General features: G+C 68.4%; 25 protein-coding genes. 12 read left to right on the top strand and 13 right to left on the bottom strand.

Going from position 1 to position 22,089, the window contains the following annotated elements; all coding sequences use genetic code 11:
* Positions 1-112 precede the first annotated feature (112 nt).
* The gene (locus HUW62_RS07820) at positions 113-421 is read right to left on the bottom strand and encodes an AzlD domain-containing protein (protein WP_163861842.1); all 309 of its coding nucleotides are present in this window, start codon (positions 419-421) and stop codon (positions 113-115) included.
* Complete coding sequence (locus HUW62_RS07815; protein ID WP_176434042.1) at positions 418-1,110, bottom strand: AzlC family ABC transporter permease; 693 nt, start codon at positions 1,108-1,110, stop codon at positions 418-420. Before HUW62_RS07815 ends, HUW62_RS07820 begins: the two co-directional genes overlap by 4 nt.
* A 47-nt stretch (positions 1,111-1,157) precedes the next feature.
* Between HUW62_RS07815 and HUW62_RS07810 the strand changes: the two genes are divergently transcribed.
* Together HUW62_RS07810 and HUW62_RS07805 are read left to right on the top strand one after the other, a co-directional pair.
* On the top strand, positions 1,158-1,730 hold the full coding sequence (locus HUW62_RS07810; protein WP_163861836.1) for a helix-turn-helix domain-containing protein: 573 nt from the start codon (positions 1,158-1,160) through the stop codon (positions 1,728-1,730).
* Positions 1,731-1,850: 120 nt separating this feature from the next.
* The gene (locus HUW62_RS07805; RefSeq protein WP_163861833.1) at positions 1,851-3,365 is read left to right on the top strand and encodes an Hsp70 family protein; all 1,515 of its coding nucleotides are present in this window, start codon (positions 1,851-1,853) and stop codon (positions 3,363-3,365) included.
* A gap of 56 nt (positions 3,366-3,421) precedes the next feature.
* Here HUW62_RS07805 and HUW62_RS07800 read toward each other — a convergent pair whose 3' ends face one another.
* Positions 3,422-3,736, bottom strand: coding sequence for a hypothetical protein (locus HUW62_RS07800; protein ID WP_163861831.1), 315 nt, complete (start codon positions 3,734-3,736; stop codon positions 3,422-3,424).
* 238 nt (positions 3,737-3,974) lie between these two features.
* Positions 3,975-5,345, bottom strand: coding sequence for a neprosin family prolyl endopeptidase (locus tag HUW62_RS07795; RefSeq protein ID WP_176434041.1), 1,371 nt, complete (start codon positions 5,343-5,345; stop codon positions 3,975-3,977).
* 142 nt (positions 5,346-5,487) lie between these two features.
* Here HUW62_RS07795 and HUW62_RS07790 point away from each other — a divergent pair, with 142 nt between their 5' ends.
* Complete coding sequence (locus HUW62_RS07790; protein WP_368670363.1) at positions 5,488-5,913, top strand: DoxX family protein; 426 nt, start codon at positions 5,488-5,490, stop codon at positions 5,911-5,913.
* Positions 5,914-5,928: 15 nt separating this feature from the next.
* On the opposite strand, the gene HUW62_RS07785 is transcribed toward HUW62_RS07790, so the two are convergent.
* Positions 5,929-6,603 (bottom strand): SOS response-associated peptidase, encoded by a 675-nt coding sequence (locus tag HUW62_RS07785; protein ID WP_176434039.1) that lies wholly within the window; start codon positions 6,601-6,603, stop codon positions 5,929-5,931.
* 97 nt (positions 6,604-6,700) lie between these two features.
* Between HUW62_RS07785 and HUW62_RS07780 the strand changes: the two genes are divergently transcribed.
* The 3 genes from HUW62_RS07780 (at position 6,701) to HUW62_RS07770 (ending at position 9,314) form a co-directional block, all read left to right on the top strand.
* Positions 6,701-6,919, top strand: a complete 219-nt coding sequence (locus HUW62_RS07780) for a hypothetical protein (protein ID WP_163861815.1) — start codon at positions 6,701-6,703, stop codon at positions 6,917-6,919.
* Between the two features lie 60 nt (positions 6,920-6,979).
* Positions 6,980-7,684: a hypothetical protein gene (locus tag HUW62_RS48565; RefSeq protein WP_255203303.1), complete on the top strand. Its 705-nt coding sequence runs from the start codon at positions 6,980-6,982 to the stop codon at positions 7,682-7,684.
* A 106-nt stretch (positions 7,685-7,790) separates the two neighbouring features.
* Entirely contained in the window at positions 7,791-9,314 is a 1,524-nt protein-coding gene (locus tag HUW62_RS07770; RefSeq protein WP_176434038.1) for a hypothetical protein, read from the top strand.
* 18 nt (positions 9,315-9,332) lie between these two features.
* Here HUW62_RS07770 and HUW62_RS07765 read toward each other — a convergent pair whose 3' ends face one another.
* A complete protein-coding gene (locus HUW62_RS07765) occupies positions 9,333-10,145 on the bottom strand; it encodes a response regulator transcription factor (RefSeq protein ID WP_176434037.1) in 813 nt (270 codons plus the stop codon).
* Complete coding sequence (locus HUW62_RS07760) at positions 10,138-11,274, bottom strand: sensor histidine kinase (RefSeq protein ID WP_176434036.1); 1,137 nt, start codon at positions 11,272-11,274, stop codon at positions 10,138-10,140. The genes HUW62_RS07765 and HUW62_RS07760 overlap by 8 nt, the downstream gene beginning before the upstream one ends.
* 179 nt (positions 11,275-11,453) lie before the next feature.
* On the opposite strand from HUW62_RS07760, the gene HUW62_RS07755 reads away from it, so the two are divergent.
* Positions 11,454-11,912 carry a VOC family protein gene (locus HUW62_RS07755; protein ID WP_176434035.1) on the top strand — a complete coding sequence of 153 codons (459 nt, stop codon included), beginning with the start codon at positions 11,454-11,456 and terminating at the stop codon, positions 11,910-11,912.
* Between the two features lie 18 nt (positions 11,913-11,930).
* Here the strand turns inward: HUW62_RS07755 and dgt are convergent, their stop codons facing one another.
* On the bottom strand, positions 11,931-13,382 hold the full coding sequence (dgt, locus tag HUW62_RS07750; protein ID WP_368670362.1) for a dGTP triphosphohydrolase: 1,452 nt from the start codon (positions 13,380-13,382) through the stop codon (positions 11,931-11,933).
* 227 nt (positions 13,383-13,609) lie between these two features.
* Between dgt and HUW62_RS07745 the strand changes: the two genes are divergently transcribed.
* Positions 13,610-14,125: an OmpA family protein gene (locus tag HUW62_RS07745; RefSeq protein ID WP_176434034.1), complete on the top strand. Its 516-nt coding sequence runs from the start codon at positions 13,610-13,612 to the stop codon at positions 14,123-14,125.
* Positions 14,126-14,131: 6 nt separating this feature from the next.
* Here HUW62_RS07745 and HUW62_RS07740 read toward each other — a convergent pair whose 3' ends face one another.
* Positions 14,132-15,769, bottom strand: a complete 1,638-nt coding sequence (locus HUW62_RS07740) for a GMC family oxidoreductase (protein WP_176434033.1) — start codon at positions 15,767-15,769, stop codon at positions 14,132-14,134.
* Positions 15,770-16,144: 375 nt separating this feature from the next.
* Between HUW62_RS07740 and HUW62_RS07735 the strand changes: the two genes are divergently transcribed.
* Complete coding sequence (locus tag HUW62_RS07735; RefSeq protein WP_176434032.1) at positions 16,145-18,055, top strand: 3-oxoacyl-[acyl-carrier-protein] synthase III C-terminal domain-containing protein; 1,911 nt, start codon at positions 16,145-16,147, stop codon at positions 18,053-18,055.
* A 24-nt stretch (positions 18,056-18,079) separates the two neighbouring features.
* Here the strand turns inward: HUW62_RS07735 and HUW62_RS07730 are convergent, their stop codons facing one another.
* Positions 18,080-18,550, bottom strand: a complete 471-nt coding sequence (locus HUW62_RS07730) for an SMI1/KNR4 family protein (protein WP_163861792.1) — start codon at positions 18,548-18,550, stop codon at positions 18,080-18,082.
* Between the two features lie 4 nt (positions 18,551-18,554).
* Complete coding sequence (locus HUW62_RS07725) at positions 18,555-19,199, bottom strand: hypothetical protein (RefSeq protein ID WP_255203302.1); 645 nt, start codon at positions 19,197-19,199, stop codon at positions 18,555-18,557.
* 51 nt (positions 19,200-19,250) lie between these two features.
* Between HUW62_RS07725 and HUW62_RS07720 the strand changes: the two genes are divergently transcribed.
* On the top strand, positions 19,251-20,177 hold the full coding sequence (locus tag HUW62_RS07720; RefSeq protein ID WP_163861789.1) for a hypothetical protein: 927 nt from the start codon (positions 19,251-19,253) through the stop codon (positions 20,175-20,177).
* 83 nt (positions 20,178-20,260) lie between these two features.
* On the opposite strand, the gene HUW62_RS48560 is transcribed toward HUW62_RS07720, so the two are convergent.
* On the bottom strand, positions 20,261-20,611 hold the full coding sequence (locus tag HUW62_RS48560) for a hypothetical protein (protein ID WP_240356087.1): 351 nt from the start codon (positions 20,609-20,611) through the stop codon (positions 20,261-20,263).
* Positions 20,612-20,621: 10 nt separating this feature from the next.
* On the opposite strand from HUW62_RS48560, the gene HUW62_RS48555 reads away from it, so the two are divergent.
* Positions 20,622-20,834, top strand: coding sequence for a hypothetical protein (locus HUW62_RS48555; RefSeq protein ID WP_240356086.1), 213 nt, complete (start codon positions 20,622-20,624; stop codon positions 20,832-20,834).
* Positions 20,835-20,941: 107 nt separating this feature from the next.
* On the opposite strand, the gene HUW62_RS07710 is transcribed toward HUW62_RS48555, so the two are convergent.
* On the bottom strand, positions 20,942-21,130 hold the full coding sequence (locus HUW62_RS07710; protein ID WP_163861780.1) for a hypothetical protein: 189 nt from the start codon (positions 21,128-21,130) through the stop codon (positions 20,942-20,944).
* 93 nt (positions 21,131-21,223) lie between these two features.
* Here HUW62_RS07710 and HUW62_RS07705 point away from each other — a divergent pair, with 93 nt between their 5' ends.
* The gene (locus HUW62_RS07705; RefSeq protein WP_176434031.1) at positions 21,224-22,087 is read left to right on the top strand and encodes a DUF4157 domain-containing protein; all 864 of its coding nucleotides are present in this window, start codon (positions 21,224-21,226) and stop codon (positions 22,085-22,087) included.
* Positions 22,088-22,089 lie beyond the last annotated feature (2 nt).

Below are 22,089 nucleotides of genomic sequence, written 5' to 3'. Positions count from 1 at the left end.
GAGCATCTCCGCGTCAAGGACCTGAACGGCGCCTTCCACTCGAGATACTGCTTCGTCGCCCCCTCGCTTCGGGGGCCGCGAAACCCTATCACAGGCATCCGCCAGGGCGGCGCTACGGAACCCCAAGCAGGCGCAGTCCCGCCGCGGTGACAGCCGCCGCCACCACCACCGCGATGAAGGGCAGCCGACGCCAGGCCAGGAGCGCTCCGACGAACACCCCCGCCGGCCTCGCCCACCCCGCGAAGCCTCCCTGCACAATCAACGTCGACGTGGCCACGAGCGCCGCCAGCATCGCGATGGTCGCCATGGACATCAGCCCCTGCACCCTTTCGGACAACTGGAGCCGCTCGCTCAACAACGGCCCCGCGATTCGAAAGCCGAACGTCCCCACCGCCAGCACCAGAATGGGCAACAGCGTCATCGCAGGGCCACTCCCACGGCGAGAATCGACAGCAACACCGGCACACCCGCGGGCAACAACGGCGTCGCCGCCAGGGCGATGAGCGCTCCCACCAGCGCCACCCGTCGCCCCTTGGTGGCCTTGAGCCTCACCCCTTCGGACGCGTCCGCCTCCTTGGGCGGAAGCAACGACGGCAACAGCAGCGCGAGCATGCTCGCGGGGAACGCCGCGTCGAGCCCCAGGAGCTCCGGGTTGCCCACCGTGCGTCCCGCCCAGCCGCCCACCACCACGCCCAGGTTCCACGCCACGAACAGCATGCCGCCACACAACCAATAGGCGGCGCGCTTGCGCCCCGGCTCCCGCTGCGCCAGGGCGAAGGCCACCGACTCATCCACCATCAGGTGCGCGCCCAACAACCGCGTGGGCCACCGCTTCCCCAACACGTCCGCCACCGCCATTCCAAACGGCAGGTGCCGCGCGTTCAGCAACAGCCCCGCGAACACCGCCGCCACCGGCGTGGCCCCCGCCGCCACCATCCCCACCGCGACGAACTGCGCGCCGCCCGCGAACACCACCACCGACATGAACAGGGCCATCCACACCGACAGCCCCGCCGCCACCGCGAGCGCGCCAAACGACACGCCCACCACTCCGGACGCCAGCGCCACGGCACCCACATCCCGGACGAGGGCGCGATCCACGTTTCCCATGCGCACCAATGTGGACAGAAGCCTGTCGTTCGTCAATAAGAACGACCATGCCGGTAAAACGAACGACCAGGCCACCCCGCCCGCTGGATGCCATCGCCATCGCCCTGCGCCGGGAGCGCGAGCGCGCGGACGTGTCGCTGTCGGAGCTGGCCCGGCGCGCCAACATCTCCAAGTCCACGCTGTCGCAGCTGGAGTCAGGCAGCGGCAACCCCAGCATCGAGACGCTGTGGGCGCTGGCCGTGGCCCTGGGCGTGCCCTTCAGCCGCCTGGTCGACCCACCCACCCGCGAGGTGCGCGTCATCCGCGCGGGCGAGGGCGCCGCCATCCGCTCCGAGCAGGCCCACTTCACCGGCATCATGCTGTCCGCCTGTCCTCCCGGCGCACGCAGAGATATCTACGTCATCAGCCTGGAGCCCGGCGCCTCCCGCAACGCCCAGCCCCACATCCCCGGCAGCGTCGAGCACCTGGTCGTCAGCAAGGGCCGCCTGCGCGCGGGCCCCATCGACGCCACCGTGGAGCTGGGCCCCGGCGACTACGCGACCTTCTCCGGCGACGTGCCCCACATCTACGAGGCGCTCGCACCCCACACCGTGGCCGTCATGGTGATGGAGCACGTGTAGGGGCACCCACCCCCGGTGAGGTGGAAATGACAGCGAGCGGGCACAAAACGCCGCGGGGCCAGAGAACGAGGACGCTCCGAAGCTGAACCGTCGCTCAGGACATGGGAGACTCGGAGGAGAATGAGCACGGCCTCCATCCTCGGAATCGACTTCGGGACCACCAACACCTCGGCGGCCTTCTTCGACAAGGCGGGCAAGCTGCGGTTGGTGCCCGTGACGGACAAGAGCTTCACGCTGCCCTCGGTGGTGTGGTTCCACGCGGCGGACAAGGCCATCGTCGGCCACGCGGCGCGGCGTCAAATCATCGACGACCCCCGCCACACCGTCTTCGGCGCCAAGCGCTTCCTCGGCCGCCGCTTCCAGTCCGAGTACGTGACGCAGCACAAGGACAAGTACGCCTTCGAGCTGGTGGAGGCCCCGGACGGCTACACCGCGGTGACGATGTACGGGAAGCAGACGTCGCTGACGGACGTCACCCAACTGGTCATCCGGCAGATTCTCACGCTGGCGACCCACGCGGCCGGAGAGCCCTTCCGCGAGTGCGTGCTCACCGTGCCCGCGCACGCCAGCATCCGCCAGCGCGAGGCGGTGCGACAGGCCGCCCAGCAGTGCGGGCTCCAGGTGCGCGCCATCGTCAACGAGCCCACGGCGGCGGCGCTGTACTACGCCAACCTGCGCAACCCCGAGCAGACGGTGATGGTGTTCGACCTGGGCGGCGGCACGTTCGACGCCACGCTGCTCGCGGTGCAGAACCGCGTGGTGAAGGTGCTGGCCACCGGCGGCGACGCGTTCCTGGGCGGCGCCAACTTCGACGAGCGCATCGTCGAGATGCTGGTGACGGACTTCCAGCGCCAGCACGGCATCGACCTGCGCGGCAACCAGGTGGTGATGCAGCGGCTGGTGTTCGCCGCCGAGTCCGCGAAGATGCTGCTCAGCGCGAAGGACTCCACCGTGCTGCGCGTGCCCTGCATCGCCCAGAAGGACGGCGGCTTCGTCGACTTCGACTACACGCTCACGCGCAAGCAGTTGGAGGAGATGGTGTTCCAGCTCATCGAGCGCGCCGCGTCCGCGTGCGACGACGTGCTGGAGCGCGCGAAGCTGAAGGCCGAGCACGTGGATGAGCTGGTGCTGGTGGGAGGCCAGACGCGCATGCCCGTCATCCGCCAGCGCTTCGCCCACTTCAAGCGCCTGTCCTCGGAGAAGGAGGTCAACCCGGAGCTGGGCGTGGCGGTGGGCGCGGCGATTCTCGGGCGCAACCTGGCGCGCGGCATCAGCGGGCTGGCGGACGTGGTCCCCATGCCCATTGGCATCATGGTGCCCGGCGGCGCGCAGCACGAGGTCATCCCCGCCAACACCCCCGTGCCCGCGACCAAATCCGTCACGCTGGAGCTGCCGCTCATCCCCGGCCCCATCTCCGTCGCCCTCTTCGAATCGCTCGACACCACCACGGTGGACCGCGAGCTGCTGGGCACCGTGCGCATCGACCTGGACTGGCGCACCACGCACAAGGGGCCCACCACCCTGGAGCTGCGGATGGGCCAGGACTTCGTCCTCAACGCGGCCCTCGTCTCACCCCAGGGCGCACGTCACCCGCTGCCCATCACCGACCTGCGCGCCCCCAAGCGAGCCTCGTAGCGCTTGAGGGGCGGACCACCGGAAAGAGGCCTCCACGCGCCCCTCCCGGCGCGGGCTCACTGGTACTGGTCGGGCAGCGTCTCCGCGGCGATGGACTCGCCATCTCCCGGGTCCATCACGATGATTTCGGCGGCCGTGTGCACGCCTCCGGCGATGTAGAAGCCCACCCGGACCTGGGCCTCGTCGGTCAGCTGTCCCCGCTTGCGGGAGTCCGTCCAGGCGTAGGTGGTGCGGTCGTCGATGCGCAGCGTGAGGTCCTCTCCCGCGCCGGTGTCGTGGATGGTGAGGTGGTCCGGCCCCGCGTCGACGATGCGCCCACTCACCGCCTCGTCCACCTTGTCCAGGTCCAGGGTTGGGTTCTCGGTCTGCATGGCGCTCCCGTTCCGGAGGCTCCCCGCTCGGCTCCACCCTGACCACCAGGCGAGCCCGAGCCTCTTCGCCCGGCCGACACGGTGAGAGGAGGCCCCCATCCAGTCTTCAAGCTGCCCCCGACGCGCGCGCTGGGCCAGCCATGGCCCGCGCCCCTGCCCCGACTCCCTGCGACGGAGCATCGCGAGAGGGAAGCGGGCACGTCTGGCGCCCGCTCCCCTCCCGAGTCACCGCGTGTGGCTACATGCAGTTGGCGTTGTAGCCAGGGCCGCCGAAGTAGAAGTACCGGCCCCAGCCTCCCGGGTTGTTGCCCTGGATGATGTCGTAGCAGTTGCTGTCATTGCGCCAGGCGCCCAGCGACGCGGGCTCCCGGTAGGTGTTGGCGGTGTCCACGTAGAGCATGTTGCGCGTATAGGCCGCGAAGGAGAAGCCCTGCCCCGGGTAGGAGCCGCTGCCCATGTCCGTGGACGTGTGGAGGTTGCCATTGCGGTTGTCGATGATTTCACCGCCGAAGTCGATGACGTCGGCCCGGTCCATCAACCCCGCGGCGTCGAAGCGGGTGCGCGGGTAGTAGCCCACCCAGACGTCCTGGAACTTCAGCCACCAGGCGCCGGTGGTGCCATCCTTGAACCACATCAGCTTGAACTCGTACTGCGGGCCGTTGAAGACGCTGTACTGGTTGAAGCCGCCGCCAATGGTGACGGTGTTGTTCACCTGGACGAACGCGCCGCAGCTCAGGTTGTAGCAACCGCCGCTGCCGTAGTTGTCGGGCGTGAAGTAGATGAAGAGGCGCGCCCGGTCATCGCCGTAGAGGTCCCGGTACTTCTGCCAGCCGGCCTCCACCGTCTCCAGCGTCGAGCCCGAGCCACGGACGACCCACATCTGCGACAGGCTGAACTCGCTGGACAGCTCCGTGAACGGGCTCCAGATGTTGAAGAAGGCCTCCGCGCCCATGTTCGCCACGCCCTGGGAAGCGTGCGCGTACTGGTGCAGGTCCGTGGGGCCGGCGCGCACCGACGGCGTGCCGTACCCCAGCGAGCGGAGCTTGTCGGTCTCCACCGAGGCGTTGCCACGCAGGTGGCCGGGGACCTTCTGACGGAAGTCGTCCAGCGACTCGAAGCGCTTGAGCGTGTCGAGCGTCAGTCGGACGATGGGCACGGAGCCCTCCGGGCAGCGACGCAGCGCGCCCGTGGCGTCCAGGTCGTCCGGCGCGGTCTCCAGACCCTCCAGCGTCGCGGGCTCGGTCCGCCACTTCACGTCGGGTGCCGTGGGGGACGCGACGAGGCGCTCGAGCGACACGGGCTCGGTTCCCGGCGCCAACTGGATGCGGTGGTGCGCCATGCCGGGCTGCCGCAGCGCGGGCTGCGCGTACAGCGGCACGCAGTCGATGCCATCACCGCCCTTGCTGGTGAAGCGGTGCACCACGGACTTCGCGTCGTAGAGCGAGTCGACGTAGTCCTTCATCTTCGCCAGCTCCGCTGAATCTCGCACGCGCTCCACCAGCCCCGCGGACGCGGACGACGAAGGCTCGGCTCCGGTGGCTTCGGGCCCGGCGACTCCGCCACAGCCCACCGCGCCCAGACACAGCCAGGACACAAGTCCCCATCGCATCCCTCGGCGCTGGACGCACGACGGCCTCTGCTGCTCACGCATATGTCGCCCCTTTTCCTCGTAGCTTGTCCGCTGCGATTCGCAGCAGGACAGGGAAGGAACGCTTCGCTGGGAATCCTTCGGTTCGAGCCACGACTTCGTCATGCGAGGATGCGGCAACGCATCGGAGGACTACGGCATGGTGGGAAGAATGGCGTTGGGCTGGACGCTGATTCGGGTTGTGTTTGGAATTGTACTGGGGCTGGGACACGGGTGGGGGAAGGTCACCGGGGACATGTCCAGGTTCGCCGCGGGCGTGGCGGAGCTGGGGTTTCCCTTTCCGCTCTTCTTCGCATGGTGCGCGTCGTTGGCGGAGCTGGTGGGCGGGGTACTCGTGGCGGTGGGCCTGTTCACGCGGCCGGCCGCGTTGTTCGCGGGCTTCACGATGCTGGTGGCGCTGTTCCGCCACCGCGCGGACCCGTTTGGCCGCATGGAGCTGGCGCTGCTCTATCTCACGGTGATGGTGGCGGTGGCCCTCATCGGCGGAGGGCCCTGGAGCCTGGACGCACGCGTGCGACGCAAGGCGTAGGCGCCACCGTGCGCGCTACGCGGCCACGCGCTCCACGCAGGCGGGCACGTCGTTCGTGGGGATGTTGACCACGCGCGAGACTTCGTAGGCCTCCATCCCGCCGTCGACGGCGGGCACCAGCAGCGGCAACAACACCGCCGCCTCCTGGGGCTCCGGACGCAGCCAGACCTCCTGCGCTTGTGGCGACAGGATGACGGGCATCCGGTCATGGATGGGCGCCATCAGCGCATTGGGCCCCGTGGTGATGATGGTGCACGTGCGCAGCACCTCACCCGTGTCCGGTGCCGTCCACTCCTCCCACAGCCCCGCGAGCGCCAGGGGCTTGCCGTCCTCGCGGTGGAAGAGGAAGGGCGTCTTCGGCTTCGTGGATTGCTTCCACTCGTACCAGCCGTCCACCACCACCAGACAACGTCGACGCTTGAGCGCGCTGCGGAAGCTGGGCTTCTCCGCCACCGTCTCGCCTCGCGCGTTGATGAGCTTGTTGCCGATGCTCGCGTCCTTCGCCCACGAGGGGATGAGCCCCCAACGGAACGCATCCAACATCCGCGCGCCGTCGTTCGGCACCACGGGCATCAGCTGCGTGGGCGCCAGGTTGAAGCGCGGGCGGTCCACCGCCGCGCGAATGCCCGCGAGCCCCAGCTCCACCACGAGCTGGTCTGGAGAAGTCCGAACGGTGACACGGCCGCACATGGGCCCGGAGTATCTCCCTGTCCACGGAGAGACCCAAGCAATCCGTGAAGGGCCGCCCTGGCGGCAACCAGCCAGCCGACGCGGTAGACTCCAGGGAATGAGCGATGACAACCGTTCGAGCTTCGGCGGACCGTCGGAGCCGAAGAAGAATCCGAAGGTGTTCGGCGTCCCCGTGAAGATAGACCCGTACACCTCCGTGCGCCCGGAGCACCCCACCGGCGAGTACGGCATGCCCAACACGTCCACGAAGAAGAAGAGCGACAAGCCCTTCGACCCCTTCGCCGTCGTCATCGAGTCACCAGAAGGTGGCACCTGAACGACGCGGCGCGCTGAAACCGTCACCTCGTCCGCCACCCCTGGTCTACATAGGCGGGACATGAACCGGTTCACGCTCCTCCTGTCCCTCTGTGCCGCCTCGCTCGTCGCCTGCGCGGAACGCTCCTCCAAGCAGTCCCCCGACGCGGATGCGACCCCTCCCGCGCCTCGCGCGGAAGCACAGGCGCCCGCCGTCGCGCCTCCCGCCCCCGCTCAAGCCGTTGTCGAAGCGGTGGGGCCCCCGGACTCCGGCGCGATGGCGGACGGCACCGGGAACTCGGACGCGAGCACCGCGAAGTGCTCTGCGATGGGCCTGCCAGTCCCCCCCGCGGCCACGGGAGGCCCCCCGCCGCCGCCCAAGGCCGTGCAGAGCATGCGCGAGCGCATCATGGCCGCCGCCAGGGCCTGCGACTACGCGGAGCTGGCGAAGCTGGTCGACGAGAAGGGCAAGAGCGTGCGCTTCTCATTCGGTGACGGGGACGACGCGGTGGCCTACTGGAAGGAACAGGAGGCCCAGGGCGAGCCCGTCCTCGCGCGCATCGTCCAGGTGCTGGAGCTGCCCTATGCGAAGCAGGGGGACATCTATTACTGGCCCTGGCTTCACGTCACGGGGCTCAAGACTCCGGAGGACCGCAAGGCCCTGGCCGGCATCTATTCCGACAAGGAATTGAAGGGCATGCAGGAGGCCTTCGACGACGCCTATGTCGGCCTGCGCGTGGGCATCAGCAAGACGGGTGACTGGCAGCTCGCCGTCTCCGGAGACTGAGCTCCCTCCGCCGTTCGCCGCTCCAGGCCCACCACTCGCCGCGCGTTCCATGCCATTGCCTGCACGCCCCGGAAAGGGCGATGCGCGCGGCGACATCCTGGCGAGCATGAGAAGACCTCCGCTGTCGCTCCTGCTCGTCACCCTGCTCTTCGCCTCCACCGCACGCTCCGCCGAGGACACCGCCCGGCCCCGCGTCCAGGCCGCCCTGGAGGCCATGGGTGGTGAAGCCCGGCTGCGGTCCCTCTCCAGCCTGCGAATCCATGGCATCGGCCACTGGAACCTGCTGGAGCAATCCGAGCGTCCCACCCCACCCTGGCTCGTCTCCTACGAGCAGCTCGAGGAGGTGCGAGACCTCCGCCAGCGCCGGCTTCGGCAGAAGACGGAGGGCCGGGGAGCGGGCGGCCTCGACACGTGGCAGGCCGTGACGCTGGTGATGGCGGACGGAGTCGTCGCCATGGAGCGAGGTGGAAAGCTGTACCCCGCTGGCGCCGCGCAGCTCCAGGACATGGAGGAGCGCCTCGACTTCGCTCCCGAGCGGGTCCTCTTCACCGCGCTGGCGGCCGCGGATTTGCGCTCCGCTCCAGACACCGTGTTGCAGGACGTGCCCCACCATGTGGTGACGTTCCACCACGGCCGCGCGACGGCGAAGCTGTTCCTCAATGCCCGCACCGGACTGCCCACGCAGGTGGAGACCGTGGACGCGCACCCCGGAGACTTCTTCTGGAGCGTCTGGGGTGACGTGCGCACCCGGCTGTCCTTCCAGTCGTGGTCTCTCGAGTCCGGCGGCCTTCGCTACCCGCGACACTGGGAATGGGAGCGCAATGGCAACGCCTATCACTCCTTCACGGTGACGCGGCTGGAGCTGGAGCCCACGCTGACCGAGTCGGACTTCGCCATCACCGAGGACGTGCGCAAGGCTTTCGCGATGCGGAGCAAGACGACGGCGGAGACCGCGCCACTGGGTCGGCCCGACCGTCCCGCCGTCGAGCTGGTCCCCGGCGTGGTGCACCTGCCCGGCGCCTGGGATGTGGCGCTCGTGCAGCAGGAGGATGGTCTGGTCATCATCGAGGCGCCGTTGTCCTCGGGTTATTCCTCACGGGTGCTGGACGAAGCCCAGCGGCGCTTCCCTGGCGTGAAGGTGAAGGCCGTGGTGTCCACCAGCGATGCGTGGCCGCACGTCGGTGGCCTGCGGGAGTACGTCGCTCGCGGAGTGCCCCTCCATGTGCTGGACCTCAACCGCCCGCTGGTGGAGCGGCTGCTGAAGGCGCCACGCACCCTCACACCGGATGCGCTCGCGAAGTCGCCTCGCTCCGCGATGATTCGGCCCGTGGGAACACGCACCCCGCTGGGCTCGGGGAAGAATCGTCTGGAGCTGGTGCCGGCGCGCACCGAGACGGGAGAACGCATGCTCTTCGTCTGGTTCCCCGAGCATCGCCTCCTGTACACGAGCGACCTGGTGCAACCGCTGCCGGACGGCTCGTTCTTCAACGTGCAGCAGGTCTCCGAGACCGTGGGCGTGGCGGCGCGCGAGAAGCTGGAGGTGGCTCGCGTCTTTGGCATGCACTTGAGTTCCAGCGAGTGGTCCCGCCTCGCTACCGCCGTGGAGAAGGCCTTCGCTCCAGCGCCCTGATGCGCTCCATCTGAAGGGCTAGCGAGCCCGGCCGAGCCTGCGCTCCAGCACGTCCTTGCGCCCCCGACTCACGCGCAGCCGCTGTCCCGTGCTCAGCACCACCACCATCTCCGTGGGCGAGTCGTGGTGCAGTTCGCGGATGCGCTCCACGTTGACGATGGCCGAGCGGTGGATGCGCACGAAGCGCTCCGCATCCAGCCGGGACTCCAACGCCGCGAGGCTCTCTCGCAGCACATGCTCCCGCTCTCCGACGTGCAACGTGACGCAGTAGTCGTCGGCCCCAATCCAGTCGATGTCCGCCACCGGCACGAGCACCGAGCGCGTGCCCACCTTCACCAGCAACCGGTCCACGGACTCGTCCGGACGCACCGGCTCCAATGGAGCGGTGGCCGCCGTCCCCTGCGCGGGAGCCGCGTCCGCCAGCAAGGCGGCGAGCTTCCGCCCCAGCTCCACCGCCTCTCCCTGGCGCAGTCGCTGCCGGGCCCGATTCAGCGCCTCGTCGAAGCGCTCCTCCGCGAAGGGCTTCACCAGGTAGTCCACCGCGTGCATGTCGAAAGCCCGGACGGCGAAGGTGTCGTACGCGGTGATGAAGATGACCGCCGGCATCATCGCCGCGCCCACCTCCCGGACGACGCCGAACCCATCCAACTCCGGCATCTGCACGTCGAGCAGCACCAGCCGGGGCCGCAGCGAGTGGATGGCGGACACCGCCTCGCGTCCATCGCGACACTCGCCACACACCGTCACGTCCGCGTGTCGGCTCAGCGCCTGCCGCAGCCCTCGCCGTGCCAGCGGCTCATCGTCCACCAGCAGGACACTCAGCTCAGCCACGCGCGGCCCCCACCTCGGACACCGTGGCGACGGAGTGGAACGGCAGCGTGACGGTGGCCACCGTGCCCACGCCTTCCCTCGGTGGTGCGACGACGACACGCCCCGCGCCGCCGTAGAGCTGCGACAAACGCGCTCGCGTATTGGACAGTCCGATGCCCGGGCTGCGCTCCAGGTCGAAGCCCGCCGGAAGCCCCGGCCCGTCGTCCTCCACCTCCAACGCCAGCGCCGCTCCCTGGCGACGCGCGCGGATGTGCAGCACACCCGCCGCCGAGCGAGCGGAGACACCGTGCCGGATGGCGTTCTCCACCAAGGGCTGGAGCACCAGGTGCGGCACCCGCGCGTCCAGGAGCGCCTCGTCCACGTCCCAGTCGACGCGCAACCGGTCCTGGAAGCGAAGCTGCTGTATCTCCAGGTAGCGCGACAGCACCGCGACCTCTTCTCGCAATGAGACCTCTTGCGTCGCCCCCTGCCTGAGCAGCCCGCGAAGGATGTCCCCGAGCAGCACGAGCATCCGCGCGGCCGTGTCCGTCTCCTGCTCTCGCACCAACACGACGATGGAGTTGAGCGTGTTGAACAGGAAGTGAGGATGGAGTTGGACCTGGAGCGCCTGGAGTCGAGCCTCCGAGAGTTCGATGGCGAGCGCCGCGGCCTGGCGCTCCTTCTCTCGCGCCCTCTGCTGGGAAGCGAGCGACTGCGCCACGCCGACCACCGCCGCGTAGGTCATCGCCACCATCGGCAGCCAGCCCAGCCAGAAGCGCAGCAGCATCGGCGCGAAGGCCACTCCACTCCCGCTCATTCCCGGGGCGAAGGCGCGCTGGCAGACGGTGTATACGAGCGCGAAGAGGCTCCCCACTCCCAGACAGGCCAGCAGGTGGCCCGCCCAGGCTCGCACCTGGAAGGGACGCCCCAGGCGCCAGCGGCGGGCGAGGTGGAAGACGAGCGGCGTGGCGAACACCCAGACGTACCAGGCCGGCAGCTGCGACAGGAAGGCACGCCAGGGCTCCAGGGGCCTGGGGCTCGACTGGCTGAAGAAGTACGTCTCCAGCGCCGACAGCGTCCCCGGCGCGGTCCACACCGCGACCCACGTCAGCCATCGCCGCCACGAGGAGGACGGCGTCTGTTCTTCCATCGGTGTCACGGTGCCGCCGAGTCTAACGGAGCCCCGTGGAGAGACCTACGTCGACGTCGCCCCCGAGCATCCGAGGGACATGCCTCCCTCGCCACCTCGGAAGGCCAGGGCACGGGCGGGGGCATCGCTTGCGAGCCCTGGCTCCGGTGCCCACCTGTCGGAGAAGGAGGCCAAGGCCCATGGGACTCGGACGGACGAAGGCGATACCCACCCTGGCGGTGACGGACTTGAAGACGGCCCGGCGGTTCTACAGCGAGGTGCTGGGACTCGAGGAGGTGCCCGAGCTGGGGGAGGAGGAAGGCGCGGCCATGTTCCGCGTCAGCGGAGACTCCTTCCTGCTGCTCTATGAGCGCTCGACGCCCTCCGGCTCCACGGCCACCGCGTGCTCGTTCCCCGTGGAGGACGTGGAGGCGACGGCGGACAGCCTGCGGCTCGCTGGCGTGAAGCTGGAGGACTACGACATTCCGGAGATGGGCATCCAGACCCGCAATGGCGTCGCCACCATGGGTGACATCAAGTCCGCGTGGTTCAAGGACCCCTCCGGAAACATCCTGGCCATCGACAATTCGCTCTCCAACCTGGAGCAACGCGAGCGCGGGCCGCGCAAAGGCATGCCCGGGGAGGACCTGCACGCCTGAGGCACGGCGAGGGCGCCGCTAGGTCGGCAGCTTGATGCCGGACAGCCGCTGATACAGCTCCACCGCGAAGCCATCCGTCATCCCGGAGATGTAGTCCGTGACACACAGGAGCCGCTGGTACATGGACAGTCGCGCGAGCGCCCCGCCGATGTCCTCGTTGAGCGAGAGCGGTTTGTCCGGCCGCTGGAACAGCTCCAGGGGAAGGAGCTGCCGCAGCTTCTTCTCCTCGCGGTTGGGCGTGTCCGTCACCACCGCCGCCGCGAACATGTCCAAGAGGCCGCCCAGGGTCTTGAAGCCCGCGCTCTCGATTTGCAGCACGCGCTCACTCTCGTAGCCCTGGCGCCGCGTCAGCTCCTTGATGTCCTTCAACGGCACGCGAATCTCTTCCCGCACGGAGATCAGCGAGGTCTCCCACTCGCCCGCCTCCATCGCCTCCACGTGCGCCAGGAACACCCGCACGCACGCCTGGATGAGCACGCCAATCGCTCGCGCCCGGGCCTGCGCCATTCGAGTCTCCGGGTGCGCCGGAGGCGGTCGGGTGTCCGCATTCTCTGGTGGCAGCACACGGTCCAGCAGCTCGCAGGCCTCCTTCGTCGGAATCAGCCCGAGCTTCGCGGAGTCCTCCAGGTCGATGACCGCGTAGCAGATGTCGTCCGCCGCCTCGACGAGGAAGGCCAGCGGGTGACGTGAGAAGACGCCCTCCTCGCGCTCCCGCAGGCCCGCGGCGCGATAGGCCTCCAGCGCCAGCACGCGGTCGTCCTGGAAGTAACCGAACTTCTTCTCCGACACGCGCCCCTTCACCGGCGCGCGGCCCCCGGGGAGCACGGACGGGCGTGGGTACTTGCTCATCGCGCCCAACGTCGCGGCCGTGTAGCGCAGGCCACCGCGCCGCTCGCGAGACTGGAGCCGGTTGAGGATGCGGAAGCCCTGCGCGTTGCCCTCGAAGCTCTCCAAGTCCCTCCACTCCTCGGGAGTGCCAAAGGGACTCGGGCGCTGGGACGGCGCGCTTCCCGGCGCGGCGAGATGCTTCTCCACCCAGTGCTGGATGGCCGCCTCGCCGGAATGGCCGAAGGGCGGGTTGCCGATGTCGTGTGCCAGGCACGCCGCCGCGACGATGGTGCCCAGATGCGAGGGCTCCACCTTCACGTCCTGCATCTTCAGGCCACGGCCCGCGAGCTGTCCCAGCGAGCGCCCCACACAGGATGCCTCGATGCTGTGGGTCAGCCGCGTGCGCGTGTAGTCGCTCGACGACAGGGGGAAGACCTGTGTCTTGTCGTGCAGACAACGGAACTCGCTGGAGAAGACGATGCGGTCGTAGTCCACGTCGTACGGCGTGCGCTCATCCAGCAGCAGGTGCTCATCGACGACGGGCGGCTTCTCCACGAGCGCCTCCGCCGGCTTCGCGTCCGAGCCCACCCGGTGCCTCGAGAGGAACTGCCGCCACCGCTCCGTCCGACTGCCGCTGCCCACGGATGCCTCACTGTCGCTGCGTGGATGGACTCCGGGTGTCCATGCTGCTCTGCTCACAGGCCGAGGCAAGTTTTCCCGGGAGCTCCCGCCCGGGGCACCTCCACCCACCCCACCAGGCGAGCGGCGGCTCCGCCGTCCGGGAGGCCACGTGGTGCTGGACGAGAGAGGACTGCCTGGGCAGCCTGCGCCCCGGTTCCCTTCACCACAGGAACCCAAGGAGTCCACGTATGAAGCTCAAGGCGTTGTGCATCGCCGTGTCGCTGCTGGCCGTCCCGGGCGTGGCCGCCGCGCAGAGCCCTCTCGATTCCATCAAGAAGGCCGCCGGTGACGCGGGCAAGTCCACCGTCGAGAAGCGCGTCAACACCAAGCTCACAGACGAGGCGAAGAAGAACCAGTGCAGCTTCAAGACGGGCACCGCGGAGCTGGCGCCCGGCTGCGACGGGAAGCTCAAGAAGCTGGCCAGCGCCCTCATCGACGCGAAGAAGCAGCTCACCAGCGCGGGCGTGAAGACCTACAAGTTCGAAGTCTCGGGCCACACCGACTCGACGGGTGACGCCGCGAAGAACAAGCAACTCAGCGAGCAGCGCGCGGAGGCCATCGTCAAGGAGCTGGTCGCCCGAGGCATCTCCCGTGGAGAAATCATCGCCGTGGGGCTCGGCGCCGACCGCCCCCTGGTGACGCCGGACAACACCGAGGCGAAGAAGGCGAAGAACCGCCGGTACGAGCTCCAGGTCCGCCTGTAGTCGTCCTCAGTGCTCCAGTGGCAGCGCCGTCCGCGTCATGGCGGGCGGCGCTGGCTGCTCCCCGTCGTCGCTCGCGCGCGCGGCCGGGATGAAGCTCATCGCGCGCTCGGCGAGCGCGGTGATGGTGAGCGAGGGATTGACGCCCGGGTTGGCGGAGATGGCCGAGCCATCCACGACGAACAGCCCCTCATAGCCGAAGACGCGGTGGCGATGGTCGATGACGCCCGTCTGCGCCGAATCGCCCATGCAGCAACCGCCGAGGATGTGCGCGGTGGTGGGGATGCCCAGCACCGTCTCGCTCACCATGGTCATCGGGTAGCCGTCGAGCTTGTCGGACACGCGCTTCGCCAGGTCGAACGCCTCCGGCATGTTGGAGGTGGGCGCGGGGCCCGACTGCAGGCCGGTGGTGAGCCCCTTGCGCAGCCCGGTCAGCAGCCCTCGGCGGCGGCGCATGCGCAGGTGGCCTTCCAGCGTGCGCATGTAGAGGAGAATCATCGTCCGCCGCGCGAAGTCCGGGACGAACCAGGCCTTGAGGAAGCGCACCGGATGCCGCGCGAGCAGGGCGAGGAGCCGCGCCACGCGCGTAAGCATCGTCGACCCGCGCACCTGCGGCGCCATCAACAGACGGAAGAATCCGGAGCCCGCGGAGTAGCGCACCGGCTCCAGGTGCGAGCGCTCGTCGGTGTGCAGGATGGAGCCGATGGCGATGCCCTTGGAGAGGTCATGGTCCTTGCGCCCGCTCACGACGCCCACCAGGGCCTCGGAGTTGGTGCGCACGCCGTCTCCCAGCCGCTCGGACAGGAGGGGCAAGCCGTCCGGCCGCTCCTTCAAGCGCAGCAGCAGGTCCACGGTGCCCAGCACGCCTCCGGCGAAGACGACGTTGCGCGCGGTGAAGCGCAGCGGCTTCCGGGAGAACAGGCCCGTGCCCTGGCGTGCCTCCACCTCGTAGCCGCCGTCCTGCAGCGGGCGCACCCACGTGGCCTCGGTGTCGGCGTGCAGCGTGAGGCCGCGCTTCTCCGCGAGGTGGAGATAGTTGCGGTCCAGCGTGTTCTTCGCGCCGTGGCGACAACCGAGCATGCAGCCGCCGCAGGCGATGCAGCCGGTGCGCTCCGGGCCCTCTCCGCCGAAGTACGGGTCCTTCACGGTGACGCCCGGCTCACCGAAGTACACGGCCACGGTGGAGGGCTCGAAGCCCTCACGGCCGAGGTCCTTGCCCACCTCCGCGAGCACCTGGTCCGGCAGCGTGGTGAGCGGATTGGCCGTGGCGCCGAGCATCCTTCGCGCGGTCCGGTAGTGCCCGGACAGCTCCTGCTTCCAGCTCGCGAGGTGTCCCCACGAGGTGGCCTGGAAGAAGTCGTCCTTCGGCTCGGGCAGCGTGTTCGCGTAGACGAGCGAGCCTCCGCCCACCCCCACGCCGGACAGTACGGTGACGTGGCGGAAGAACGTCATCTTGAACAGGCCGCGCCAGCCCACCTGCGGCATCCACAGCCAGCGCTTCAGGTTCCAGTTCGTCTTCGGGAAGTCGGAGGCGAGCAGACGTCGGCCCTTCTCCAGCATCACCACGCGGTAGCCCTTCTCGGTCAACCGCAGCGCGCTGACGCTTCCGCCGAAGCCCGAGCCGATGATGAGCCAATCGCAGTCCATGCGTCTCCCGTCCTGACGTTCCGATGCGCCACCACCCCAAGTCGTCGCGACCGGGGCGCCGTGCTCGGCGGGAGCACTCTATGCGAAACGCCCCGGCCCTCAGGGCGCCGTGAAACCCGCCCGCACGTCGTGACGCCTGCTTGTCCGGCAGGGGTGTCATAAATCGTGATTTCTCCGGCCGTTCGTTCGGGGCGGGTGTTCCTGGGCCGCCGCTCGTCGCCCTCGGCGAGCATCTGGCGTCGTTGAAAGGAGTGGTGCGCGGCCGGGCGAGTCCGGGTGACCCCTGGGGGCAGACACCTCGGAGTTGATGACGCGCGACGGATGGCGCCACCTGCTCACGGGGACTCGCGCGGGACGACGACATATGGTCCGGCCATGCCCCACGACGCCTTCATCACGAGCCTGGGAAAGTTCCTGCCGGGCGAGCCCATCACCAACGAGCAGATGGAGGACTATCTCGGCAAGGTCCGGGGGAAGCCCTCGCGGGCGAAGGCCCGTGTGCTGTCGCAGAACGGCATCACCCAACGCCACTACGCCATCGACCGGGAGCAGCGCAGCCTGTTCCGCAACTGGGACCTGGCGGTCCACGCCATCCACGATGCGCTGTCGCGCTCACCCATTTCATTGGGGGAGATGGACCTGCTCGTCACCGCGACCACGCAGGCGGACCTGGTGTTGCCCGGCTTCGCCAGCCAGGTGCACCGCGCGCTGGGAGGGCCCGCGTGTGAGGTGGCGTCGCTCCAGGGCATCTGCTCCAGCGGGATGCAGGCGCTGCGGGCGGCCACGCTCCAGGTCTCCAGTGGAGAGGCTCGGCGCGCCGTCGTCTGTGCCAGCGAGCTGGTGAGTCGGTTGCTGAAGGCCAGCCACTACGAGGAGGTCACGGGTGAGGACACCGTGCCCTTCGAGGCGGAGTTCCTGCGCTGGATGCTCTCGGATGGAGCGGGCGCCGCCGTGGTGCAGGACCGACCACACCCGACGCGGCCCAGCTTGAAGGTGGAGTGGATGGACATCCGCTCTCACGCGAACCGGCATGAACTGGGCATGTACGTGGGCGCGAACCGGGGAGCGGATGGTGGCTTCGGGCCGGGGTGGATTGACTCGCCAACGTTCGGCGAGGCGGCTGCTTCGGGGGCCTTCAACATCAAGCAGGACATCCGCCGGTTGGAGTCGTTGGTCGCGCTGGGCGTGGATGGCTTTTTCGCGTTGATGGACCAGGGCCGGCTCAAGCCGGACGAAGTGGACTGGTTCTGCATCCACTACTCCTCGCACTTCTTCAAGCAGCCCATCGTCAAGCTGCTGGAGCGGGGTGGCGTGCGCATCCCCGAGGAGCGCTGGTTCACCAACCTCTCCACGCGAGGCAACACGGGATGCGCGTCCATCTTCTTGATGCTGGAGGAGTTGGTGAACGAGGGCCGCGTGCGCCCGGGGCAGCGCATCTTCTGCATGGTCCCCGAGAGCGGCGGCTTCATCGCCTGCTATGCGATGCTCACCGTGGTGGCGCCAGCGCGGTCCCTCGTCCCCGACGTGGGTGTCACGACTCCGGCCGCGAACACGCAGACTCCCACGAGTGCGGTCTCCGCGGAGCTGGGGCCGCTGCCGTTGAGCCCGAAGGAGGGAGGAGACCCGGTCCGCGAGAAGCTGGTGCGTGAGCTGACGCGGGTGTGGGTGGACTTCGAGGCGAAGCTCCAGCGGGTGCCGGTGCTCGACAAGCTGTCGCGCGGCGTGTTCACCGTGGAGGACTACCGGGAGCTGCTCATCAACATGCGTCAGCAGGTGGTGGAGGGCTCGCGCTGGATTGCCCGCGCGGCATCGAGCATCACCGCCGAGCACCTGGCGTTGCGCTCGTCCTTCATCCGCCACGCGCGGGACGAGCACCGGGACTACGAGATGCTGGAGCGGCACTACGTGTCGGTGGGTGGCGCGCACGAGGCCATCACTCGCGCTCCGAAGAACATTGGCAGTGAGGCGTTGTCGGCGTGGATGTTCCATCGCGCCAGCCAGGAGAATCCGTTCGATTTGCTGGGGGCGATGTTCATCATCGAGGGACTGGGAAGCCGCGTGGCCCGGCGCTGGGGTCTGGCCATCCGGGAGCAGCTGTCACTGGAGGACGAGCAGGTGCGCTTCTTCCTGTACCACGGTGACAACGACGCCACGCATCTGGACCGGCTGGACGGAGCGCTCGGCTCGGGCATCCTCACGCCGGAGCTGGCCGCGCGAATCGTGAAGACGGCGAAGGTGACGGCGCGCCTGTACCTGCTCCAGTTGGAGGAGCTGGGGAATGTCTGAGGCGCGGACGGGGCGCTGCGCGGACTATTCGCTGTCCCGGAGCCAGAACCACCGCTCTCCAGACCGGAGCGCCCCCGCCAGGAACTCGCCAAAGGAATCGGCGATCTTCCGGCAGTAGGCCGGGTCGGGGAAAGCCTCGTTGTAGCCGTCACGAATCGTGTAGCGGCCGTCGGGCTGTTCCCCCACATCCAGCAAGATGAAGTTGCTGTCTCGGACCTCGCCCAGGGTGTACCAGGTCGAAGGTCCGGCCCTGTCGGAGTCATCCTTGCGCATGACCCATCGGGCACGACGAAGCTGTGCCAATGGGAAGAATGTGAACGCCGGGTCCTTGAGGTCGAACAGGTCGGCGCCATCGCAATGCAGATAGAAGGCACGAAGATCCGGGTCGAGGCGCCACCCCGCGCTCCGCTCAAACTCTTCGATTTGGGCTGGCGACGCAGGAGGTCGCGCGTGGTGAAGCCGTGACACCTCCGCAAGCATTTCAGCCATCGACATGGGGCTACTTTCCATAGGGATAGTCCGGTCCCACGCTGGACCACGGAGGGTTGTTCGCGTAGCACTGGTTATAGAGCCCGAACAGTTCCTGGTGGATGGCCTTGGGGAACGGAAGGATGTTCTCCCAGTCCGTGGGATTGCCTCCGTGCCAGAGGTCCCTGACGTGATGCCCTTCGTAGAGCCGGCCGTTGGTATCGGTGGGCCAGGCCCCGAAGCGACCTGCCCACTGCTCACGAAAGTCCGTGCGGATGTTGTTCCACCGGCTCCGCGCCGCCTCGGTCTGGGCAGGGTTGAGTGTCGCGTAGTTGCAACAGCAGTGCGTCATCCCAAACCGGCTTCCAGCTCGCACCAGCGTGCCCTGAAAATCCATCTTCACGTCCGCCAGCCACATGCAGCCCTGGAGCGCATACCCGTCCCCTGCGCACTTGCCCCGGCAATAGTTCATCAGTTGCTGGCTGCACTGCCAGGGACCAAAGTAGATGACGGTGCGGAACTGTCCTCCTCCGGGAGCGTTCACCAGCGGGCCCACCCATTTCTGGACCAAGCTGGTGGTCTTGGGAAGCGGGCCCTCCGCGCAGGCAGCCAGCAGGAACACGAGCGTGGAGAGCGCCAGGAGGCACCAAGATGCCATGGGGTTCTTGGTTTTCATGACACGCACTCTATTGTGCGGGCCTCACGTGTCCCGCTGCCCCAGTGAGCCATGGACCCCATCGAGCTGCTGAACAATCAACCGCATGACCCGAGGGACCCGGACCCCTGGGTGGCGCTGTTCCTGGACCGCAGCCTGCCCATGCACGAGCGCACCAAGGCCGCCCTGCTCGTGGACCAGCGCTCACGCTCGCGCCAGTTCCTGCTGCCCGTCGTCCGGCCCCTCGCGCGGATCTACATCGTCCTCTTCCAGGTGATGAAGATCTTCATCCCCAACCGCTTCACCTCGTCGAAGTGGCTGCACCGACTCCTCGCCTGGGGCCTGCGCGTCTGGGTCAGCCCCGAGGCGAACTTCCTCATCCTGCGCCACTTCCACGTCGGCTCGGAGATCCTCGACTTCGTCGCCCGGAACACGAAGGAGCTGAACGTCCCCACCAACCCCATCCGCCCGACGAACCTGGAGCACGTCAAGGAGGAGATCTTCCTCAACCACGACCTCAACCTCTTCAACTTCGTCATCCGCCTGAACCGCGCACTGCGAGACCAGGGCAAGACGCTCACCCCTCCCGCCAGGCTCGACTTCAGCGGCGTGTCCGACGAGTTCCCCCTGGAGGAACTGCCCGACCGGTGGACGAACTTCCTGGACCTCCAGTCCGCGATTGAAGTCTTCACCCCCGTCTACCAACTGTTCCTCACCGACCGGGACTTCTGGCGCGCGAGCAACTCCCTGCAACTGGATGAGACCATCGCCATCTACGTCGCCACGCTCCTCCAGGCGCCAGGACTGGTCGCGCTGGTGAACAACCGCCACCCCATGGTGCCCCTCACGACTCTGCGCGCGGGCTTCCGCCTCATGCTCCACGGCCTGTCCGCGGAGTCACTCCACGCCTTCCTCGTCGAGTGCAAACACGGCCGGATGCCCCAGCTCGCCCGCGTCGTCGCACCGAACTTCCAGCCCTCTTCTCCCGAAGCGGCCTGACACCCTCGGCCCCTCCCCGCGGCGGGCGCTGCTGTTGACCCGGAAGTCCGCCGTGCATCACCGCACGGCGGACCTCCAAGCCGTCATCGTCGCGACGCCATCTTTCGAGCACGACGCGCGGCCGGAGTGTTCGCCACGTACTGCTGCCCCCGGCGTGACGCCGCGCGCTTGCGGCGGTCCGTGGCCTGCTTCTGCCTCGAGCTGAGCTGGTCCCACGCCTTCTTCGGAAGGTAGCGAGCGGTGGTGGCGCCCCGACGCGCACGTGTGGCGCCCGTCCGAGTCCCCCACTCCTCACGGGTCCACGCCGTCAGCGACTTCTGGGTCCCCGTCTTCCGGCCGCGATAGCCGCCTCCGGCCTTCGCGTACTCCGTCGCCAGGAGCTGCGCCTTGCGAGCGCTCCACTGTCCCGCGCGTCCGCCCCGGGTCCCCGCCATGAGGCGCTTCTTGAGGCGCTCCCTCAGCGCGGGCCGCGTATACCGGCTGCTGCTCGCGGTGGTGGCACGAGTCCCCACGCGGCGCCGACTCGTCGTGCTGACGCGGCGCGCCTTGGTGCTGCTCGTGCGGGATACCGTCCGCTTCTTCCGGGGCATCATCGTGCGGGTGCGCGTCGAGGCGCGCGTGCTCTTCCTGGCAACCATCAAGGCCCCCTCCCAGTGACTGGGCTGCGCGCCACAGTTGGGGACGGACAGAACCGCTCGCAATCGCCCTCTTCGCCCGCCTGCCCGCGACATCGAGGGCCTGCTCCCTCCGTCGCCCTGACGCACTCAGTCGGGATGGGGTTCCGCGGGACGGAAGAGCGCGCACGCCCGCACCGGCTGCGGCGGGTACTTCCCTGGCAGCAGCGGGCACATGATGAAGACGGAGGTCCGCGTCTGGACGTAACGCGGAGGCGCCGCACAGCGGTGGCAGAGGCTCTCCGGGAATGGGAGGGACTCGGGCGGTGGCGTCGTCATGGACTCACACATCTCACAATTCGAGGAAACAAAACGAAGGCGACTGCGGACAATTCAAATGACTCAGCCCCCCTCTCCACGAGGAGTCACGCGATGGCCCCTGTTCGCATCCAGAATCAACGGACTGTTCCCTATCGCCGGCCCGAGGAGGAAGTGGCGCCCAAGGCCCAGGCGAAGCCGGTGGCGGCACAGTCGGTGGCCTCGCCCATCGTCGATGAGTTCATTCCCTCCGCGGCCATCCCCGGCAAGGAGGTCCTCAAGAAGGTCCTGGACGCCGCCGAGAAGCTCGAGGGCAAGCCACTGACGGACGCGCAGAAGAAGGACCTGAAGGGCGTCTTCGGAGACAGCGTGGACCTGGACAAGGTCCGCGTGGTGGAGGGCCCCGCGTCCCTCTTCGACAACCTGAGTCGCTACACGCCCGCCTTCACCGCGGGGAACAAGATTCTCGTCAACCCGAAGGCGCAGGACGGCTCTCCGACGAACTTCCCGCCGTCGAAGGACCTGCTCACCCACGAGGCCACCCACGTCTGGCAGTACCAGAACCATGGCGCGGATTACGCCGCCAAGGCCCTGGTCGCCCAGAGCGCGGGACAGGGCTACGACTGGGAAGCGGGTGCCAAGGACGGCAAGAAGTGGGGAGACCTCAACCCCGAGCAGCAGGGCGAGCTCATCCAGGACGCCGTCAGGCAGGGCTACTTCGACGGCAAGCGTCCGTTCGTCGGAGCAAGCGGCAAGGACCAGACCGCGTATCTCGACGCGGCGGTGAAGGAGCTGCGCGCGGGCAAGGGCGACCCGAACTGGGACTTCTCCAAGGCCACCGGCGAGCTGAAGGAGCTCAAGGACCAGATTGTCAAAGGCCTGAAGGACGCGGGCAAGCAGGTCTGGGACAACGTGACGGAGCCCCTCGATAAGGCCAAGGACCGCTTCCTGGACTGGGTTCGTCCGAAGTGGCTGTGAGG

It is taken from the genome of Myxococcus sp. AM011 (assembly GCF_013372595.1).
In the GTDB taxonomy this organism is placed as follows: Bacteria; Myxococcota; Myxococcia; order Myxococcales; family Myxococcaceae; genus Myxococcus; species Myxococcus eversor.
The sequence above is the reverse complement of the archived record's forward strand: the minus strand, read 5'-3'. Positions and strand labels throughout refer to the sequence as shown.

Bases quoted from the DNA above. Each gene is read 5' to 3' on its own strand.
- HUW62_RS07770 (WP_176434038.1), top strand. From the start codon at position 7,791: ATGAGAAGACCTCCGCTGTCGCTCCTGCTCGTCACCCTGCTCTTCGCC.
- HUW62_RS48560 (WP_240356087.1), bottom strand. From the start codon at position 20,611: ATGGCGGGGACCCGGGGCGGACGCGCGGGACAGTGGAGCGCTCGCAAG.
- HUW62_RS07705 (WP_176434031.1), top strand. From the start codon at position 21,224: ATGGCCCCTGTTCGCATCCAGAATCAACGGACTGTTCCCTATCGCCGG.
- HUW62_RS07725 (WP_255203302.1), bottom strand. From the start codon at position 19,199: ATGAAAACCAAGAACCCCATGGCATCTTGGTGCCTCCTGGCGCTCTCC.
- HUW62_RS07730 (WP_163861792.1), bottom strand. From the start codon at position 18,550: ATGTCGATGGCTGAAATGCTTGCGGAGGTGTCACGGCTTCACCACGCG.
- HUW62_RS07810 (WP_163861836.1), top strand. From the start codon at position 1,158: ATGCCGGTAAAACGAACGACCAGGCCACCCCGCCCGCTGGATGCCATC.
- HUW62_RS07785 (WP_176434039.1), bottom strand. From the start codon at position 6,603: ATGTGCGGCCGTGTCACCGTTCGGACTTCTCCAGACCAGCTCGTGGTG.
- HUW62_RS48565 (WP_255203303.1), top strand. From the start codon at position 6,980: ATGAACCGGTTCACGCTCCTCCTGTCCCTCTGTGCCGCCTCGCTCGTC.
- HUW62_RS07820 (WP_163861842.1), bottom strand. From the start codon at position 421: ATGACGCTGTTGCCCATTCTGGTGCTGGCGGTGGGGACGTTCGGCTTT.
- HUW62_RS07780 (WP_163861815.1), top strand. From the start codon at position 6,701: ATGAGCGATGACAACCGTTCGAGCTTCGGCGGACCGTCGGAGCCGAAG.
- HUW62_RS07745 (WP_176434034.1), top strand. From the start codon at position 13,610: ATGAAGCTCAAGGCGTTGTGCATCGCCGTGTCGCTGCTGGCCGTCCCG.
- HUW62_RS07815 (WP_176434042.1), bottom strand. From the start codon at position 1,110: ATGGGAAACGTGGATCGCGCCCTCGTCCGGGATGTGGGTGCCGTGGCG.
- HUW62_RS07710 (WP_163861780.1), bottom strand. From the start codon at position 21,130: ATGACGACGCCACCGCCCGAGTCCCTCCCATTCCCGGAGAGCCTCTGC.
- HUW62_RS07755 (WP_176434035.1), top strand. From the start codon at position 11,454: ATGGGACTCGGACGGACGAAGGCGATACCCACCCTGGCGGTGACGGAC.
- HUW62_RS07735 (WP_176434032.1), top strand. From the start codon at position 16,145: ATGCCCCACGACGCCTTCATCACGAGCCTGGGAAAGTTCCTGCCGGGC.
- HUW62_RS07795 (WP_176434041.1), bottom strand. From the start codon at position 5,345: ATGCGATGGGGACTTGTGTCCTGGCTGTGTCTGGGCGCGGTGGGCTGT.
- HUW62_RS07740 (WP_176434033.1), bottom strand. From the start codon at position 15,769: ATGGACTGCGATTGGCTCATCATCGGCTCGGGCTTCGGCGGAAGCGTC.
- HUW62_RS07790 (WP_368670363.1), top strand. From the start codon at position 5,488: ATGCGAGGATGCGGCAACGCATCGGAGGACTACGGCATGGTGGGAAGA.
- HUW62_RS07720 (WP_163861789.1), top strand. From the start codon at position 19,251: ATGGACCCCATCGAGCTGCTGAACAATCAACCGCATGACCCGAGGGAC.
- HUW62_RS07760 (WP_176434036.1), bottom strand. From the start codon at position 11,274: ATGGAAGAACAGACGCCGTCCTCCTCGTGGCGGCGATGGCTGACGTGG.
- HUW62_RS07805 (WP_163861833.1), top strand. From the start codon at position 1,851: ATGAGCACGGCCTCCATCCTCGGAATCGACTTCGGGACCACCAACACC.
- HUW62_RS07800 (WP_163861831.1), bottom strand. From the start codon at position 3,736: ATGCAGACCGAGAACCCAACCCTGGACCTGGACAAGGTGGACGAGGCG.